We start from the raw sequence: 17,933 nt of genomic DNA, 5'->3' as shown, positions 1-17,933 counted from the left end.
GGCCATTAAGCCATCCCTTATTTCTTGCAACGAAAATAGAGGAGTGATCAAATGCGTTCAGAAGATCGTGGAAATGAACAATTACGTCCGATTAAAATTGAAACGAATTACATAAAGCATCCAGAAGGGTCGGTGCTCGTCCATTTTGGAGATACGAAAGTCATTTGTTCAGCAAGTATTGAGGAGCGTGTGCCACCATTTTTGCGCAATCAAGGGAAAGGGTGGATTACGGCTGAATATAGCATGCTTCCACGGGCGACCGAACAAAGAAATATACGAGAATCATCAAAAGGGAAATTAACAGGTCGTACTGTTGAAATTCAACGTTTAATTGGACGTGCTTTACGTTCTGTCGTTGACTTAGATTCAATTGGAGAACGAACAATCTGGATTGATTGTGATGTCATTCAAGCGGACGGTGGGACGCGTACAGCTTCCATTACTGGGGCGTTTGTTGCTTTAGTTTTGGCGTGTGATCAGTACAAGAAAAACAAGAAATTTTCAACCTTCCCAATCACTGATTATTTAGCAGCAATATCAGTTGGTGTCAACAGTGAAGGAGAGGTATTACTTGACCTAGATTATCTTGAGGACTCTAATGCAGATGTAGATATGAACATCGTGATGACAGGGAAAGGGGAATTCGTTGAGGTTCAGGGAACAGGTGAAGAGGCGACATTTTCACGTCAACAATTAAATGAATTGCTTGATTCAGCAGAAAATGGTTTACACCGTTTGTTTGAAATTCAAGCAGAAGCGCTTGGCGATATTGTGAATAACATCCAATCTGTGTCACAATCAGACTCGGGGGAATAAAAATGAAAACAATCATCATAGCGACCAAAAATGAAGGAAAGGTAGCAGAATTTCGCGCGTTGTTTGCGGAGAGAGGTTTTCAAATACGTTCACTCAATGATATTGATGAAGATATCTCTATCATCGAAGATGCGTCAACCTTTGCAGGAAATGCCTGCAAAAAAGCGGAAACAATTGTAGGCTATACAGGGAACGTCGTTGTTGCTGATGACTCTGGTTTAGAAGTGGAGGCTCTTGACGGAAAACCTGGCGTTTATTCGGCTCGCTATGCAGGGGATGAAAAAAATGACCAAGCCAACAATCAAAAACTGTTAAGGGAATTAGAAAATGTAAGTGATGAAGATCGTAAAGCTCGTTTTGTATGTGCGTTAGCGGTTGCGTTTCCAGATCGAGAGACAGAAGTTGTCATTGGCACTTGTGAAGGTAAGATTGCCCAAGAACCAAAGGGGGATCATGGGTTTGGATATGACCCGGTTTTTTACCTTGAGGATAAACATAAAACAATGGCACAACTAACGTCTGAGGAGAAAAATGAAATCAGCCACCGAGCCAATGCATTAAAAAAATTAGAAGAAGAATGGAAAGAGTGGTTTTAGAAAGGGGAATTCAAGGTGCGTATCCTCATTACAAGTGATAGTCACGGGTGGCAAGAGCCGTTAGCGAAGGTGATTGATCGTCATGAGTCGGAAGTTGATGGAGTGATTCATTGCGGTGACTCAGAACTATCAGAAGATGCTAAAGAGCTGAAGAATGTTTTTGTTGTCCAAGGGAACTGTGATTTCCAAGCGAACTTTCCTAAGGAAATTGTGGACGATATTCAAGGTGTGCGCTTTTTAGCTGTCCATGGCCATTTGCACCAGGTAAAAACATCTCCAATGCCCCTTGCTTATCGTGGTGAAGAAGTTTCGGCCAATGTCGTCTGCTTTGGACACACACATGTGCCAACCGCGTTTGAGGAAAAAGGGATGTTGTTTATTAACCCCGGCAGTTTACGGTTGCCTCGTTCAGTGTCTGTTGCGACTTATGTGATTTTGACTATTGACGAGAGTGGATCACGTGATGTAAGCTATTATACGCTAGAAGGTGACCGTGTCGACGCGCTTAGTCAAACGTTTTAAAGTAAAAAAATAAAAAGGTGAGAAGAAAGATTTGAATTGCCAGTTGACTTCTTTCTTCTCATCTGATATATTAATAAATGTCGCGAAAAGATATAAAAAACTTATCACTTTGTCCCAGTAGCTCAGCTGGATAGAGCAACGGCCTTCTAAGCCGTAGGTCGCAGGTTCGAATCCTGCCTGGGACGCCATACATAAAAAATCACCCCCCTTGCATGCAAGGGGGTTTCTTGTATATGAAAACAATCGCGTTCACCCATAACAAAAGACACTCCTTTCCATGTCTAGAGTGTCTAATGTCCACGATCGTCATTATAAAAAGCTCTTTTCGCGTAAACTTTGTTGTTTCTGATGAACTCGGAGAAGTGAAAGATGACGATGCTATGAAGGCTAAATATGGTCACGTTCACTGTTGTGATGTTCGATGCGGACATTGATTCCGTTATTTGCTTAAAAAAGGCTGATTTTTAGCGTTTTGCGGACATGTGTTCCGCTATTCGTAAAAATTCGCCCTTTATTGCCTGCAAAAGAGAGTGATAACGGAACATATGTCCGTTCGCCCCAAAAAAATGGCGTATTTAGCTGAAATAACGGAACGTATGTCCGCGAACCACAAGACACACGCTTTATCACTTGAGCTTACAACCAACAACGTCCACCTGTAGCGTCTGATAGTTATACTAACAGATATTACGGTTGATTCACTCCTAGAGGCAAAAGAATTCATTCCTATCTTTTCCAAGAGTGTGACATAAAAAACGTGTTAAAATTCATTTGAAAACGTTTGTTTTTCAACGGTGAAATTGGTAAACTGAACACCAAGTGATAGCAAACGTAAATTAGAGGTGGCGCGTATACATGGGCAAAGAACCGAAAGAGTGTAGGGATAACGTTGTCTTGTTCCCAGGGCTCGCAAATCGCCTCGTTGAAAAAGGGATGACGTCCTTAAAAGAAAAAAAACACCTAGAGGCGTTGCATTATTTTCAACAAGCAGTGGAATTGGAACAAGAACACCCACAAGCAAGGTATGGTATAGTCATTTGTTTTATAGAGATGAAACGTCTCGAAGAAGCTCGTGAACATTGCGAGCGTCTCCTGAAAGAAGGGATTGGACAATATTTTGAAGTTCTGCAAGTTTACGTTTCCTTGCTCGTGCAACTAGGTGAATACCAAGATGTTGTCGACGTTTTAGAGCCAGTCGTCCAAGAAGAGAAACCGCCGCCCGATATGGCGGAATCCCTTTATCAATTATTGGATTTTAGCCGTCATATGGTGAAGCCAGACCAAGAGGAACACTTTAAAGACCTCGATGTAGGTGAGGACTGGACGAACACGAAGGAATGGTTAAAATTCTTACAAAAGGGCAATAAAGATCAACAGTGGGGAGCCATTCAACAACTGGGTCCAAAAATGGACGAGGAAGTACTCGATGCTTATCGTACTTTTTTAAAAACAGAAGATAATGACCCAGCTTTAAAAAGTTACTTGTTACAATTGTTAAAAGAAAACGAAGTCACTGAAACGTTTTACATTGCGAAGTTTGGGCGTACATATTCTTTAATACCGAATGAATTAGAAAGTGTGTTTCATGAAAGGTTTGGTGAAAGGGTACTAGCCATTTTGCATGACACATTAGCTCATGAGAATCCGACTTTATATGAAATGGCTGAGCAACTTTGGTGGCACTATTTATTTGCGATTTTTCCGCAGTCTCCTGAGCCTGATGAAGAAAGCGTGTGGGCGGCAGCTCTCCATGCTTTAACGAGTAGATTACTTGGTGGTGAAGATGAAGCGGATGAAATTGCGATGATCTATGAAGCGAACGATGAAAAGGTAGCAGAAGCGATGGCTAAAATTGTAGCCATTGAAAACCATGTATTTCATCCGACGTTAGATCATACATAAATCGAATTGAACATATTGAAAAGCGAAAATCCTATGTTATAATAAAATGGTTGCATAAACGGATATCGCACATAATAGAACCTTTGATGTTGGAGGGAAAGAATAAATGACTGCAAAATGGGAGAAACAGGAAGGGAATACCGGTGTATTAACAGTAGAGGTTGAGCCGGAAAAGGTAGATACTGCATTGGACCAAGCGTTCCAAAAAGTTGTTAAAAAAGTAAATGTACCAGGTTTCCGTAAAGGGAAAGTACCTCGTAAAATTTTCGAACAGCGCTTTGGCGTTGAATCCCTTTACCAAGATGCTGTAGACATCATTCTTCCAGAAGCTTATTCACAAGCTGTAGAAGAAGCTGGAATTGATCCTGTAGATCGTCCAGAAATCGATGTTGAACAAATCGAAAAAGGTGAAAAAATGATTTTCACTGCAAAAGTGACTGTAAAGCCTGAAGTAGAACTAGGTGACTATAAAGGCTTAGAAGTTGAAGAGAAAGACACAGAAGTCACTGAAGAAGATGTACAAAACGAATTAACGCAAATGCAAGAAAAGCATGCTGAACTTGTAGCAATTGAAGATGGTGAAGTTGCTGAAGGTGACACAGTCGTAATCGACTTTGAAGGTTTCGTTGATGGTGAAGCATTCGAAGGCGGAAAAGCTGAAAACTTCTCCCTTGAAATTGGCTCGGGTCAATTTATTCCAGGATTTGAAGAGCAATTAGTTGGTGCAAAATCTGGCGAAGATCGTGAAGTAAAGGTAACATTCCCAGAAGAGTACCATGCAGAAGAACTTTCTGGAAAAGAAGCGTTATTCCAAGTGAAAGTACATGACGTAAAAAGAAAAGAATTGCCAGAACTTGACGATGAGTTTGCTAAAGATGCAGACGAAAACGTTGAATCATTAGACGAGCTTACAAACAATGTACGTGAACGTCTAAAAACACAAAAAGAGCAAGACGCAGATACTGACATGCGTGATACGCTTGTTGAAAAAGCGACAGAAAACGCAACAATCGATATTCCTGAAGCGATGGTTACAAAAGAAACAGATCAAATGCTTCAAGAATTCAGTCAGCGTCTACAAGCTCAAGGCATGAGCTTAGATATGTACTACCAGTTCGCAGGTACAGATGAAGAAGGCATGAAAGAACAATTTAAAGAAGATGCTGAAAAGCGTGTTCGCATGAACCTAACGCTTGAAGCGATTGCTGAAGCTGAAGGCTTAGAAGCAACAGATGAAGACGTTGAAGCAGAATTAGATAACATGGCTGAAATGTATCAACGTTCTAAAGAAGAAATCAAGCAAATCCTTGCAATGCAAGGTGGCGTAGATATGCTTAAAGGCGACTTAAAAGTACGCAAAGCAATCGATTTCTTAGTTGAGAACCGTACGACAGCAGCATAATTTAACATAATTTGCAAGGCGCGAAACATTTCGTGCCTTGTTTTGTACATATTTGACATGTTTATACGGATAATGAAAAAAAGTTGTGAATGCTTACGTTTGACATGTTTTTTTCACTGTTTTATCCTAGTTACACATAATAATCGCTCCACCGTGCTGATGCGAAGGAGCGTCTAAAAATGGCAATACATAATACGAAAGTAAGTTCATGTGGTACAATAAGAGTGGGGATTAATTGTACGAAGATCAACAGTTTCAAAAAAATGTGGTTAAAAATGAGGGATCAGACGTACAATGTAAGAAGATGCAGTTTTAGCTAACATTCAAGAGATCGATCTAGCTTCATATAGACGAAGGTTCCTCGGAATAATAAGTAAGGGGTGAACGGAATGTTTAAGTTTAACGAAGAAAAAGGGCAATTGAAGTGCTCCTTTTGTGGTAAAACTCAGGATCAAGTACGTAAGTTAGTTGCTGGTCCAGGGGTATATATATGCGATGAGTGTATTGAACTATGTACCGAAATTGTGGAGGAAGAACTTGGTAATGAAGAAGAAGTTGATTACCAAGAAATCCCGAAACCACAAGAAATTCGTGAAATTTTAAATGACTATGTCATCGGCCAAAATCAAGCGAAAAAGTCCCTATCTGTTGCTGTTTATAACCACTATAAACGTGTGAACACGACCAAACAAAGTGATGATGTTGAGCTTGCTAAGAGTAACATCTGTATGATTGGACCAACAGGAAGCGGTAAAACGTTACTTGCTCAAACGTTAGCACGTATTTTAAATGTCCCATTTGCGATTGCTGATGCTACGTCTTTAACTGAAGCCGGTTATGTAGGAGAAGATGTGGAAAACATTCTTCTAAAACTTATCCAAGCGGCAGATTATGATGTTGAAAAAGCAGAGCGCGGTATTATTTACATTGACGAAATTGATAAAGTGGCTCGAAAATCTGAGAACCCATCAATCACGCGTGATGTATCAGGTGAGGGTGTACAGCAAGCCCTACTAAAAATTCTTGAAGGAACATCCGCAAGTGTCCCACCTCAAGGCGGAAGAAAGCATCCTCATCAAGAATTCATTCAGATCGATACGACGAACGTTCTCTTTATCGTAGGTGGTGCCTTTGACGGTATTGAGCAAATTATCAAGCGTCGCCTTGGTAAAAAAGTGATCGGGTTCGGATCTGATGTTGAACAAGATGAGTTAACAGAAGATGAATTTATGGACAAAATCCTTCCTGAAGACCTACTTCGTTACGGATTAATCCCAGAGTTTATCGGACGTATTCCAGTTATTTCTGCTTTGAAACAGTTGGACGAAGAAGCGCTTGTTGAAATCTTAACAAAGCCGAAAAATGCGCTCGTTAAACAATACAAAAAGTTACTCGAAATTGATGATGTTGAACTTCAATTTGAAGATGAAGCATTACGTGAAGTCGCTCGTGAAGCGATTGAGCGTAAGACAGGGGCACGTGGCCTTCGTTCGATCATCGAGAACTTAATGCTAGATGTCATGTATGAATTACCATCCCGTGAAGATATTGCCAAATGTATCATCACGAAAGATACGGTAAAAGATGGTGAACGTCCTACGTTAGAAACGAAAGACGGAGAAGTTTTGACACCAGACCAGCAAGAACCACGAGAAAGCGCATAGTTAAAAGTGGGGAGGTTGACTCATGCGAACGAGTTAACCTCCCTTTTTGTAAAGCGAACATTGTTGCGGTTGGATGAGTTTTTTTGTTTGAGCAGTTCGGACATCGAGTCCGTTATATTTGAAAATCACAGGTTATTTGCTTTTTATAGGGGCGTTAACGGAATCAATGTCCGTAAGGCGACCAAAAATCACGTTTTTAGCTTAAATAACGGAATGAATGTCAGCACCCCTCACCACCGTTACCTATCACCAACTTGGAGTTAATAGAGACCGCGTCCCTCGTACCTAAAGTACTTCATGTTTGCCAATTCCCTAATTATTGCCTCCCCTTCACAGAGAGTAGCTTCGTATCTTCAGGTCATACTAATCACGGAGGAAGCTGTATGTGAAGGAGGAAGATATCTTGAATTGGACAGGATTGGCATTATTGATCCAATTGTTTTTCGGAATTGTCATCGGTCTCTACTTTTGGACAATGTTACGTTCGCAACGAAATCAACGCGTTTCAGTAGATAAGGAATCGAAAAAAGAATTATATGAACTTCGTCGTTTACGCGACATATCTTTAAGTGCACCATTAACAGAAAAAGTTAGGCCGAGAACGTTTGATGACATTATCGGTCAAGAAGATGGGATCCGTTCCCTGCGAGCGGCATTGTGTGGACCCAACCCTCAACATGTGATTGTTTATGGACCGCCAGGGGTTGGAAAAACGGCCGCAGCTCGTCTTGTACTAGAGGAATCCAAAAAGGAAGAGTCATCACCTTTCCGTTCATCCTCTGTATTTGTCGAGTTAGATGGTGCCACAGCGAGGTTTGATGAGCGGGGAATTGCCGACCCGTTAATTGGTTCTGTACATGACCCGATTTATCAAGGGGCAGGTGCCATGGGGCAAGCAGGGATCCCGCAACCAAAACAAGGCGCGGTGACGAAAGCCCACGGTGGTGTGCTTTTCATTGATGAAATTGGTGAACTACACGGTATTCAATTAAATAAGTTGTTAAAAGTATTAGAAGATCGTAAAGTATTTCTTGAAAGTGCTTATTACAGTGAAGAAAATAGACAAATCCCAGACCATGTTCATGATATTTTTCAAAACGGTTTGCCAGCTGATTTTCGCCTAATTGGTGCAACGACAAGAAGGCCTGAAGAAATTCCACCAGCCATTCGTTCTCGTTGCCTAGAAGTGTACTTTCGTGCATTAACTCGTTCGGAAGTTGAAGAAATCGCTTCCTCGACTGCTAAGAAGTTGTCTATAGACATTGATGAGCGGGTATATTCATTTATTAGTAAATATGCAACAAATGGACGCGAAGCTGTCAACATGATGCAAATTGCAGCAGGTGTAGCTGATGGAGAAGGACGTTCGCGGATCGAATTGCGCGATATGGAATGGGTTGTAAACGCCAGCCAACGCGCCCCGCGTCCAGAAAAATCGATTATTAAAAACAATCAAGTAGGATTTGTAAATGGGCTTGCAGTATTTGGACCAAATTTAGGTTCTGTATTAGAAGTTGAAGTGACGGTGTTTTCAAATCGAGGAAATGGTGATGTAACAGTGACCGGGATTGCTGAGGAAGAAGAAGTCGGCGGTCACGGGCGCTCTTACCGACGAAAGAGTATGGCGAAAGGCTCTGTTGAAAACGTCGTGACGGTGTTAAAACATATGGGGATACCAACGTTTGATTATGATATTCACGTCAACTTCCCAGGTGGAATCCCCGTTGATGGTCCTTCTGCAGGTGTTAGCATAGCAACTGCAATCTATTCAGCGATCCATAATATCTCGGTTTCATGGGATGTTGCAATGACAGGGGAATTGAGTATTCACGGCACGGTAAAACCTGTTGGTGGAATTATTGCAAAGGTTGAAGCAGCGAAGCAAGCAGGTGCAAAACGGATTCTCATTCCTAAAGAAAATGACCAATCGATATTAAGAGAAATTGATGGTGTCACTGTTCATCCAGTAGAACATTTTCATGAGGTTCTTGAGGCGTCACTAATAGAGGAACCGAAGCATGAAGAATCGGTTACTGCAAATGATGATTTAGCAGGTGGCTTTTCAAATGAAAAGACCCCCGTCTAACGAGGAAGCATGTCCTCGTTAGACAAAGCCATGTCGATAGGATAAAATTGTACAGAGGTTAGGGCGTTAGTACGGTGACTTACATCCCGGAATTTGCTTGAACATGTCAGGTAACCTTGGAGGTGTTACATATGGAAAAAGAAAAAACGGTCACCCGTCCGTTGTTGCCACTTAGAGGTTTGCTCGTATATCCCACGATGGTTTTGCATTTAGATGTCGGACGAGAAAAGTCAGTGGCAGCATTAGAGACAGCAATGGTCGATGATGACGAAATCTTTTTAGCAACGCAACAAGAAGTTTCAGTCGATGAACCGACCGAAGACGATATTTATCAAATTGGTACGTTAGCAAAAGTGAAGCAAATGATCAAGCTTCCAAATGGAACGATTCGCGTTCTCGTTGAAGGGTTAAAACGTGGTGAAGTCTCTTCGTTTGTTGAACGAGACACTTATTATGAAGTGGACGTTGACCTGTATGAAGAACGAGAAGAACCGACTGCCGAAGAAGAAGCACTGATGAGAAATGTGCTAGCACAATTCGAGCAGTATACACAAATGTCCAAAAAAATCTCTCAGGAGACGTATGATTCAGTGGCAGATATTGAACAGCCAGGTTGTATGGCAGACATTATTTCGTCACATTTACCGCTGAAAATTTCTCAAAAACAAGAAATTCTTGAGACATTTGATATTACCGATCGACTTACACGCGTACTTAACATTTTAAATAACGAAAAAGAAGTGTTAGGTCTAGAGAAGAAAATAGGTCAACGCGTAAAAAAATCGATGGAAAAGACGCAAAAAGAATATTATTTGCGTGAACAGATGAAAGCCATTCAAAAAGAACTCGGTGATAAGGATGGTAAAGATGGCGAAGTCGCTGAACTGCGCGAAAAAATACAAGAATCGGATATGCCTGAGCACATTGAGGAAAAGGCATTAAAAGAACTAGGGCGTTATGAAAGAATGTCACCTAGTTCAGCGGAAAGTTCCGTTATTCGAAACTATATCGAGTGGCTAACACAAATTCCATGGTCCTATGAAACGACAGATCACCATGATATCCACCGCTCAGAAGAAATACTAAATGAAGATCATTACGGCTTAGAAAAAGTGAAAGAACGCGTGCTTGAATATTTGTCTGTTCAACAATTGACAGAAAAGCTAAAAGGACCGATCCTTTGTCTTGCAGGGCCACCAGGAGTAGGGAAAACGTCGTTGGCTCGTTCAATTGCTCGTTCCCTTGACCGCCACTTTGTTCGCATTTCCCTTGGTGGTGTCCGCGATGAAGCTGAAATTCGAGGTCACCGCCGTACGTATGTTGGTGCGATGCCTGGACGAATCATTCAAGGCATGAAAAAAGCAGGTAGTATGAACCCTGTATTTTTACTTGATGAAATTGATAAGATGGCCCATGATTTCCGTGGAGATCCTTCTTCTGCGCTCCTTGAAGTACTCGACCCAGAGCAGAACAATGCGTTTAGTGACCACTTCATTGAGGAACCTTACGATTTATCGAAAACAATGTTTATCATGACTGCAAACAATGTTGGAACAATCCCGGCCCCACTTTTGGACCGAATGGAAATCATTCATATTAGTGGTTATACTGAAGTGGAAAAGGTGCAAATTGCGAAGACGTATTTGCTTGATAAACAAGTCGAAGATCACGGCTTAACACGTTCCCAAATTCAAGTAAAAGACGAAGCGATTATAGATACAATCCGCCATTATACAAGAGAAGCAGGCGTTAGAAGCTTGGAGCGTCAGTTAGCAACAGTTTGCCGTAAAGCAGCGAGAATTATTGTGTCTGGTGACAAAAAGCGCGTGATTGTGACGAAAAACACGTTAAAAGATTTTCTTGGTCAGCCGAAATATCGCTACGGTAAGAAAGAAGCGGAAGATCTCGTAGGAGCTGCTACAGGTCTTGCTTATACGTCTGCTGGTGGCGATACGTTAACGATCGAAGTTTCCGTTTCACCAGGGAAAGGGAAGTTGACACTAACAGGAAAACTTGGAGATGTTATGAAAGAATCAGCACAAGCTGCGTTTAGTTATATCCGCTCTCGTTCAGACGAGTTAAATATTGATCCTGAATTTAATGAGAATCAAGATATTCACATCCATGTTCCTGAAGGTGCGACACCAAAGGATGGCCCTTCAGCCGGGATCACGATGGCAACGGCACTCATATCATCGCTTACAGGTCGCCCTGTTCGAAGAGAAGTTGGGATGACTGGTGAGATTACCCTTCGCGGTCGTGTACTACCGATCGGTGGTTTGAAAGAAAAAGCGATGAGCGCTCACCGTGCTGGTTTATCCGTCATCTTAATGCCGAAAGAAAATGAAAAAGATTTAGAAGAGATTCCAGACAGCGTCCGTGAAGATCTAACATTTATTCCTGTCTCACATCTAGACGATGTCTTAAAACATGCAATGGTAGGGGAGAAATAATGAAAATTAATCAAGCAGAAATTGTAATTAGTGCTGTAGGCCCCGACCAATACCCAAAAGCGCCAATGCCAGAATTGGCGCTTTCTGGCCGTTCAAATGTCGGGAAGTCATCATTTATTAATAAAATACTAAACCGGAAACAGTTGGCCCGAACATCGCAAAAACCGGGGAAAACACAAACACTTAATTTTTACCTTATTAATGAAGCTTTCCATTTTGTTGATGTTCCTGGGTACGGTTTTGCAAAGGTAAGTAAAGCAGAACGTGCTGCGTGGGGACGTATGATGGAAACGTACTTTCAAGAGCGTGAACAACTACAAGCAGTCGTACAGCTCATCGACATGCGTCATTCGCCAACGAGCGACGACGTGATGATGTACGAATGGTTAAAACATCTTGAGATTCCTGTTATCCTTATCGCAACGAAGGCAGATAAAATTCCAAAAGGGAAACATCAGAAGCACTTAAAAGAAATTAAAAACAAGTTAAATTACGATTCCGAAGATTACTTAATCCCTTTTTCTGCTGAAACCGCACAAGGAAAAGAAGAAGCTTGGAAAGCGATCCGTTCCTTTTTGTAGGAACGGATTTTTTACAAAGTTCTTTTCGTAAACTTTCATTTTTTAAAGATTAGTAAATAAACACCAAGTATCATCAGCGCCACTGGCCATAGTTGATCAATCGCTTCAAATACACGGTGAAATGACGAGAGAAAAGGCTGATAAAAAAAGCTTAATAAAGACAAAATGAGTAGAATGATCGCGATCGTTAATCCGCGCCTTTTAGATTGCAAGTAACGGATAAAAAAAGCAAGTGAGATCACGAGCGTATACATTCCCCAGTGTGAAGGCCACGTTTGGAAAAAGTTTAATGCATGAAAATGAGCGCTCAATCCACAAAGCAAAGTTCCCACAAAAGTATGATCAGGGTACTTTACCCAAAAACCGTGAAACAAAAATGCAAAACCAATCATAAAAAGAAGCGTTGGCCAAGTAAGCCATTGGTTTGAGATCGGCACATCCCACTGAAGAAGAAGAAAGTAACTACCGATATTGATTAATAACAGACCATAGAAAAGTCCTTGACGACGCATGATTAACAAACCACCTTAGAAAAAATAAATGTAGATGATACCTGTACCACAATGTTCCATTAAAGGATTGAATATACTAACTCGATTTTTAACACGAGAGAATGCGGTTTGTGAAGTTTTTGTCACAAAATGTTCATATATGTTTGAGCCTTTCATTTTACAGGTGCTATTTCAGTGTTATAATTGTACATGATGAAATGTGATTGTTACGTGATGTTAGATAGATTTTATTCGAACTAGGAATTTTTCGTTGGTGGACGCATATGTAGTCGGGGGTGAATCGGGTGCACATCCTAGTTGTCAGTTTGAATTATAAAACAACACCTGTTGAAATACGAGAAAAATTTACGTTTCAACAGGACATTAATGAAGCATTAACGACATTAAAACAGTCGAAAAGTATTTTAGAGTGTGCGATTGTATCTACGTGTAATCGAACAGAAATTTACGCGGTGGTCGATCAACTTCATACTGGGCGCTATTATACAAAAGCGTTCCTTTCGAACTGGTTCGATTTGCCGAAACAAGATTTTGCACCGTTTTTGCAAATTCGCGAAGGAGAACATGCTGTTGAGCATTTATTACGAGTAACGTGCGGTCTCGACTCAATGGTTGTAGGGGAAACGCAGATTCTCGGACAAATTCGCGAAGCATTTTTCGCGGCGCAAAATCAAGAAACAACGGGAACGATTTTTAACCACCTATTTAAAGAAGCGATTACGCTTGCTAAACGCGCGCATTCAGAAACGACGATCGGAGAAAATGCCGTTTCTGTTAGCTATGCAGCAGTAGAATTAGGGAAAAAAATCTTCGGTTCTTTCGAACAAAAAGATGTACTTATCGTTGGCGCTGGTAAAATGAGCGAATTGACGGCAAAACACTTGCACGCAAGTGGGGTTGAAAAGATTACCGTCATGAACAGAACGTTTGAAAAAGCAGCTGAGTTAGCAGAAAATTTCCAAGGCGCAGCCAAACAAATTGATGCTATTGAAGAGGAATTAGTGAACACTGATATCTTGATCACGTCTACTGGAGCGAAAAATTATGTCATTCAAAAAGACATGATGGAAGAAGTGATCAAACAACGAAAAGGACGCCCACTTTTCCTTGTAGATATAGCTGTACCAAGGGATATTGATCCAGAATTAGAACAGTTTGATAACATTTACTTGTACGATATTGATGATTTACAAGGGATTGTTTCTCAAAATATCGAAGAAAGAAAGCAAGAAGCAGAAAAAATAGAGTTGCAAATTGAGGAAGCGATTGTCGCTTTTAGTGAATGGGTAGATACGCTAGGAGTTGTACCTGTTATTACTGCTCTACGCTCGAAAGCTTTATCGATTCAATCGCAAACAATGGACAGCTTAGAGCGTAAACTCCCCGACTTATCGGAGCGTGAAAAGAAAGTCGTTCGCAAACACATGAAAAGTGTTGTAAACCAAATGCTCAAAGATCCGATCCTTACAGTGAAAGAATTACCTGAGGAAGAAAATGCACATGAATCAATCGAGTTATTTACGAGAATTTTTAACCTAGAAGAGGATTTGAAGGAGCAAGAGCATTTACAACAGGTCAAATTAGAAATTGATAAAGCAGAGCGGGAATGGAAAATCGCGAAGAAAAAAAAGACTACTATGGCGTCCAACCAAGCAGTGGTTCGCTCTTAATGAAGATTAAAAACAAAAGGTTAGGATCCACTTCTTTTTCACTCGAAAATGAGTAAACTAGAACAAAGATTCCTAACTTTTTCAACACCTTAAATGAGAGGAGCGCTCATACCGTGCTCTTAAACCTCATTCACGTATTTATCATTGTCTTTTATTGCTTCAGTGTTTTAGGTTATTTTTATGATTTTATACAAAACAACCAGAAGGTAAATCGATGGTCCTTCTGGTTGCTTTCTATTGTTTGGATACTACAAGTCACATTTATTATTTTGCGAATGTTAGAGTTTGACCGCTTGCCACTCATGACGATTTTTGAAGGGTTATTTTTTTATTCTTGGTTACTCGTTACATTCTCACTTGTCATCAACCATTTATTTCGGGTTGATTTTCTTGTCTTTTTTCTTAATGTGATTGGCTTTGCGTTGATGGCGATTAGTATTTTTGCACCAGCTGGTGATATTTCACCACAACTAGCTGAGCTACTTATCTTTGAATTGCTTGTTATTCATGTTGTGGTTGTATTACTGTCATATGGAAGTTTCACACTTTCGGTTAGTTTTTCGATCATGTACATCGTGCAACATCAAATGTTAAAGCAGAAAAAATGGGGAAAGCGACTTGGTCGTTTTGATAACTTAACAAAACTTGAACGCTCTTCATTTATATTTACGATCATTGGTTTTCCACTCATGCTCACAGGTCTTATTTTGGGTATTGTCTATACATGGATCACCTTTGATTCCGTACCATGGTTTGACCCGAAAGTGGTTACATCGTTTTTAGTACTCCTTGTATACGGCGGCTATTTGTTTCAACGAGTGGTTCGAGGTGTGCGTGGATACAACTTAGCGTTATTTAATGCAGGGGCGTTTCTTGTTTTGCTTATTAATTATTTCTTATCTAATGCTTTTTCTGACTTTCATTTGTGGTATTAAACGTTAATAACTTATTGATATTGGGCAAAATGATGGAGGGACGTATGCGAAAAATTATTATTGGATCGAGAAAAAGTAATCTTGCTTTAACACAAACAGAGTGGGTGATTAACGAGCTCCGTTCATTGGATGTTCCATATGAATTTGAAGTAAAAGAAATTGTCACAAAAGGTGACAAGATCCTAGACGTTACACTTTCAAAAGTAGGCGGAAAGGGACTATTCGTTAAAGAAATCGAGCAAGCGATGTATGACGGAGAAATTGATATGGCTGTTCATAGCATGAAAGATTTACCTTCAGAAATCGCAGAAGGTTTAGTGGTTGCTTCTGTACCGCGCCGTGTTGATCCACGTGATGCATTTATCTCTAACAGCGGTCAAGGTCTTATGGATTTACCTGAAGGATCGGTCGTTGGTACAAGTAGTTTGCGGCGCTCGGCGCAAGTTTTGGCACAACGTCCAGACCTTGAAATTAAATGGATTCGCGGCAACATTGATACAAGGTATCGAAAACTCACTGATGGGGAATTTGATGCGATTGTCCTTGCTGCAGCAGGCCTTGAAAGAGTTGGTTGGGATAAAGGTATCGTCAGCGAATTTTTAGCGCCAACGCTCAGTTTACCAGCCGTTGGTCAAGGGGCACTCGGTATTGAATGTCGCGAAGACGATGAAGAGATTCGTCAGTTGTTGGCAAAAATCAATCACGGTGAAACAGCACGAACAGTTGAAGCGGAACGTAGCTTTCTACACGCCGTTGAAGGAAGCTGCCAAGTACCAGTTGGTGGATACGCAATGTTAACTGATGATAATCAAATATCGCTCACCGCGCTTATCGCGTCACCAGATGGTAAAACGATATTTAAGGAACAAAAAACGGGTGAGAATCCTAAAGAGCTCGGGGAAGAAATTGCTCATACGCTTTTAAATCAAGGAGCAAAAGAAGTGCTCGATCAAGTGAAAGCGGAGTTAGATAAATGATGTCAGGGGCTGAATATGAGCGCCTTGCTGGAAAAACGGTTTTAATAACCCGAGCAATTCATCAAACTGATGAAATCATGACGATGCTTGAATCTAGAGGAGCTCATCCGATTCACGTTCCACTGTTAACGATTGAAAGACCAAAAGACGAACAACCAATTCGTCACGTTTTGAATCAAATGTCAGTATACGAGTGGGTCATCATCACGAGTGCTAACGCTGTTGGCCCTCTCGTTGACTATTGTTATGAAATACAAGGTTCGTTACAAGAATTAAAGAAGAAGAAAATTGCCGTTGTTGGCTCAAAAACTGAAGCCGTTCTGAAATCTTATGGACTCGAGGCAGCTTATGTTCCGCTCGCTTTTACAGGGGAAGACTTAGCTAATGGCTTAAAGTCAAAAGTCAGTCCTGGTGAACGTGTGTTGTTTGCGAAAGGACAACTCGCTTCAGATACGGTTGAATCGATTTTACATAAGGCGAGAGTGGACGTCGACGCGGTCGATGTATACGAAACATTTCCAAATGAATCCTCTCGTGATCAATTGCAATCATTAGTTGAGGATAATCAGCTTGATGCTTTAACGTTTACAAGCCCATCGACAGTAGAGACTTTCGTTTCATTTATTAACGACGAATTATGGGAAGAAAAGGCAAAATTTCTCCCTGTATATACGATCGGTCCAGTGACTGGAAAAACTGCACGAGAGCACGGGTTCCGATATGTAACAATGGCTAGAGAATATACGGTCCGTGGACTCGTCGAGACGGTCGAGCGAGGGCTCATCCATCAACAAAACTTGAAATCTAGAAAGGAAGATCGGTCGTGACTGAAGTAAACTTTCAACGACATCGTCGTTTGCGCCGTACAGCCGGTATTCGTCAGATGGTACGTGAAACGACATTGCATACAGATGATTTGATTTATCCTATTTTCGTAAAAGAGCAAGGTACTGACAAAACGGAAGTTCCTTCAATGCCAGGTGTTTATCAGTTTCCGATTGATCAAGTGAATGAAGAAGTAGATGAGGTTGTCAACCTCGGTATTCCGTCGATTATTTTATTTGGTGTACCCAACCATAAAGATCACGAAGGCACATCGGCTTTTGATGAGAAGGGGATTGTTCAGCGGGCGACACGTCAGATCAAAGACCGTCACCCTGAACTAACTGTTATTGCAGATACTTGCCTTTGCCAATTCACAGATCACGGACACTGTGGTGTGATTGAGGATGGAGAAATTTTAAATGATCCATCACTAGATCTTTTGGCTAAGACAGCCGTATCCCAAGCACAAGCAGGTGCTGATATCATCGCACCATCAAACATGATGGACGGTTTTGTAGCAGCAATTCGCCAAGGTCTTGATGAAGCAGGATTTAAAAACATCCCGATCATGAGTTATGCGGTGAAGTATGCGTCCGCTTTTTACGGTCCATTTCGGGACGCGGCTCATAGTTCTCCGTCATTTGGTGACCGTAAAACGTATCAAATGGATCCAGCAAACAGAAGCGAAGCCCTTCGCGAAGCGCAATCAGATATTGAAGAAGGCGCAGATTTTCTCATTGTAAAGCCCGCACTCTCTTATCTAGATATTTTGCGTGAATTAAAAGACCGTCACCCGTATCCGCTCGTTGCTTACAACGTTAGTGGAGAATATTCAATGATAAAAGGTGCTGCAATTCAAGGGTGGATTGATGAACAAGCCGTTGTCATGGAAAAATTGACGAGCATGAAACGAGCAGGTGCTGATCTAATCTTAACGTACTTTGCAAAAGATGTAGCAAAATGGTTGAACCAATAACAGATGAGGTGATCGC

General features: G+C 41.1%; 15 protein-coding genes and 1 tRNA gene. 15 read left to right on the top strand and 1 reads right to left on the bottom strand.

Annotated elements, in window-relative coordinates; translation table 11 throughout:
* Positions 1-51: 51 nt before the first annotated feature.
* The 10 genes from rph (at position 52) to yihA (ending at position 12,022) form a co-directional block, all read left to right on the top strand.
* Positions 52-816, top strand: a complete 765-nt coding sequence (gene rph / locus HNQ41_RS03935) for a ribonuclease PH (RefSeq protein ID WP_184663130.1) — start codon at positions 52-54, stop codon at positions 814-816.
* Between the two features lie 2 nt (positions 817-818).
* On the top strand, positions 819-1,412 hold the full coding sequence (locus tag HNQ41_RS03930) for an XTP/dITP diphosphatase (protein WP_184663129.1): 594 nt from the start codon (positions 819-821) through the stop codon (positions 1,410-1,412).
* A 15-nt stretch (positions 1,413-1,427) separates the two neighbouring features.
* Positions 1,428-1,934 carry a YfcE family phosphodiesterase gene (locus HNQ41_RS03925; protein WP_184663128.1) on the top strand — a complete coding sequence of 169 codons (507 nt, stop codon included), beginning with the start codon at positions 1,428-1,430 and terminating at the stop codon, positions 1,932-1,934.
* A gap of 111 nt (positions 1,935-2,045) precedes the next feature.
* Positions 2,046-2,122, top strand: a tRNA-Arg gene (locus HNQ41_RS03920).
* A 667-nt stretch (positions 2,123-2,789) separates the two neighbouring features.
* Positions 2,790-3,836, top strand: coding sequence for a tetratricopeptide repeat protein (locus tag HNQ41_RS03915; RefSeq protein ID WP_184663127.1), 1,047 nt, complete (start codon positions 2,790-2,792; stop codon positions 3,834-3,836).
* Between the two features lie 106 nt (positions 3,837-3,942).
* A complete protein-coding gene (tig, locus tag HNQ41_RS03910; protein WP_184663126.1) occupies positions 3,943-5,238 on the top strand; it encodes a trigger factor in 1,296 nt (431 codons plus the stop codon).
* A gap of 389 nt (positions 5,239-5,627) precedes the next feature.
* Positions 5,628-6,902 carry an ATP-dependent protease ATP-binding subunit ClpX gene (gene clpX / locus HNQ41_RS03905; protein WP_184663125.1) on the top strand — a complete coding sequence of 425 codons (1,275 nt, stop codon included), beginning with the start codon at positions 5,628-5,630 and terminating at the stop codon, positions 6,900-6,902.
* Between the two features lie 403 nt (positions 6,903-7,305).
* Positions 7,306-8,988: an ATP-dependent protease LonB gene (gene lonB, locus HNQ41_RS03900; RefSeq protein WP_184663124.1), complete on the top strand. Its 1,683-nt coding sequence runs from the start codon at positions 7,306-7,308 to the stop codon at positions 8,986-8,988.
* A 131-nt stretch (positions 8,989-9,119) separates the two neighbouring features.
* The gene (lon, locus tag HNQ41_RS03895; protein WP_184663123.1) at positions 9,120-11,441 is read left to right on the top strand and encodes an endopeptidase La; all 2,322 of its coding nucleotides are present in this window, start codon (positions 9,120-9,122) and stop codon (positions 11,439-11,441) included.
* Positions 11,441-12,022: a ribosome biogenesis GTP-binding protein YihA/YsxC gene (yihA, locus tag HNQ41_RS03890; protein ID WP_184663122.1), complete on the top strand. Its 582-nt coding sequence runs from the start codon at positions 11,441-11,443 to the stop codon at positions 12,020-12,022. Before lon ends, yihA begins: the two co-directional genes overlap by 1 nt.
* A gap of 35 nt (positions 12,023-12,057) precedes the next feature.
* On the opposite strand, the gene HNQ41_RS03885 is transcribed toward yihA, so the two are convergent.
* A complete protein-coding gene (locus HNQ41_RS03885) occupies positions 12,058-12,534 on the bottom strand; it encodes a hypothetical protein (protein ID WP_184663121.1) in 477 nt (158 codons plus the stop codon).
* A 284-nt stretch (positions 12,535-12,818) separates the two neighbouring features.
* Between HNQ41_RS03885 and hemA the strand changes: the two genes are divergently transcribed.
* The 5 genes from hemA to hemB all read left to right on the top strand — a co-directional run bounded on the left by hemA (position 12,819) and on the right by hemB (position 17,917).
* Positions 12,819-14,204: a glutamyl-tRNA reductase gene (gene hemA, locus HNQ41_RS03880; RefSeq protein WP_184663120.1), complete on the top strand. Its 1,386-nt coding sequence runs from the start codon at positions 12,819-12,821 to the stop codon at positions 14,202-14,204.
* Positions 14,205-14,317: 113 nt separating this feature from the next.
* Positions 14,318-15,139, top strand: coding sequence for a cytochrome c biogenesis protein CcsA (locus HNQ41_RS03875; RefSeq protein ID WP_184663119.1), 822 nt, complete (start codon positions 14,318-14,320; stop codon positions 15,137-15,139).
* 44 nt (positions 15,140-15,183) lie between these two features.
* Positions 15,184-16,116 (top strand): hydroxymethylbilane synthase, encoded by a 933-nt coding sequence (hemC, locus tag HNQ41_RS03870; RefSeq protein WP_184663118.1) that lies wholly within the window; start codon positions 15,184-15,186, stop codon positions 16,114-16,116.
* Entirely contained in the window at positions 16,113-16,943 is an 831-nt protein-coding gene (locus HNQ41_RS03865; RefSeq protein ID WP_184663117.1) for a uroporphyrinogen-III synthase, read from the top strand. Before hemC ends, HNQ41_RS03865 begins: the two co-directional genes overlap by 4 nt.
* Positions 16,940-17,917, top strand: coding sequence for a porphobilinogen synthase (gene hemB / locus HNQ41_RS03860; RefSeq protein ID WP_184663116.1), 978 nt, complete (start codon positions 16,940-16,942; stop codon positions 17,915-17,917). The genes HNQ41_RS03865 and hemB overlap by 4 nt, the downstream gene beginning before the upstream one ends.
* Positions 17,918-17,933 lie beyond the last annotated feature (16 nt).

It is taken from the genome of Texcoconibacillus texcoconensis (assembly GCF_014202575.1).
Classification (GTDB): Bacteria; Bacillota; Bacilli; order Bacillales; family Salisediminibacteriaceae; genus Texcoconibacillus; species Texcoconibacillus texcoconensis.
Note: the sequence above shows the minus strand (reverse complement) of the source record. Positions and strands in the feature narration are given on the sequence as shown.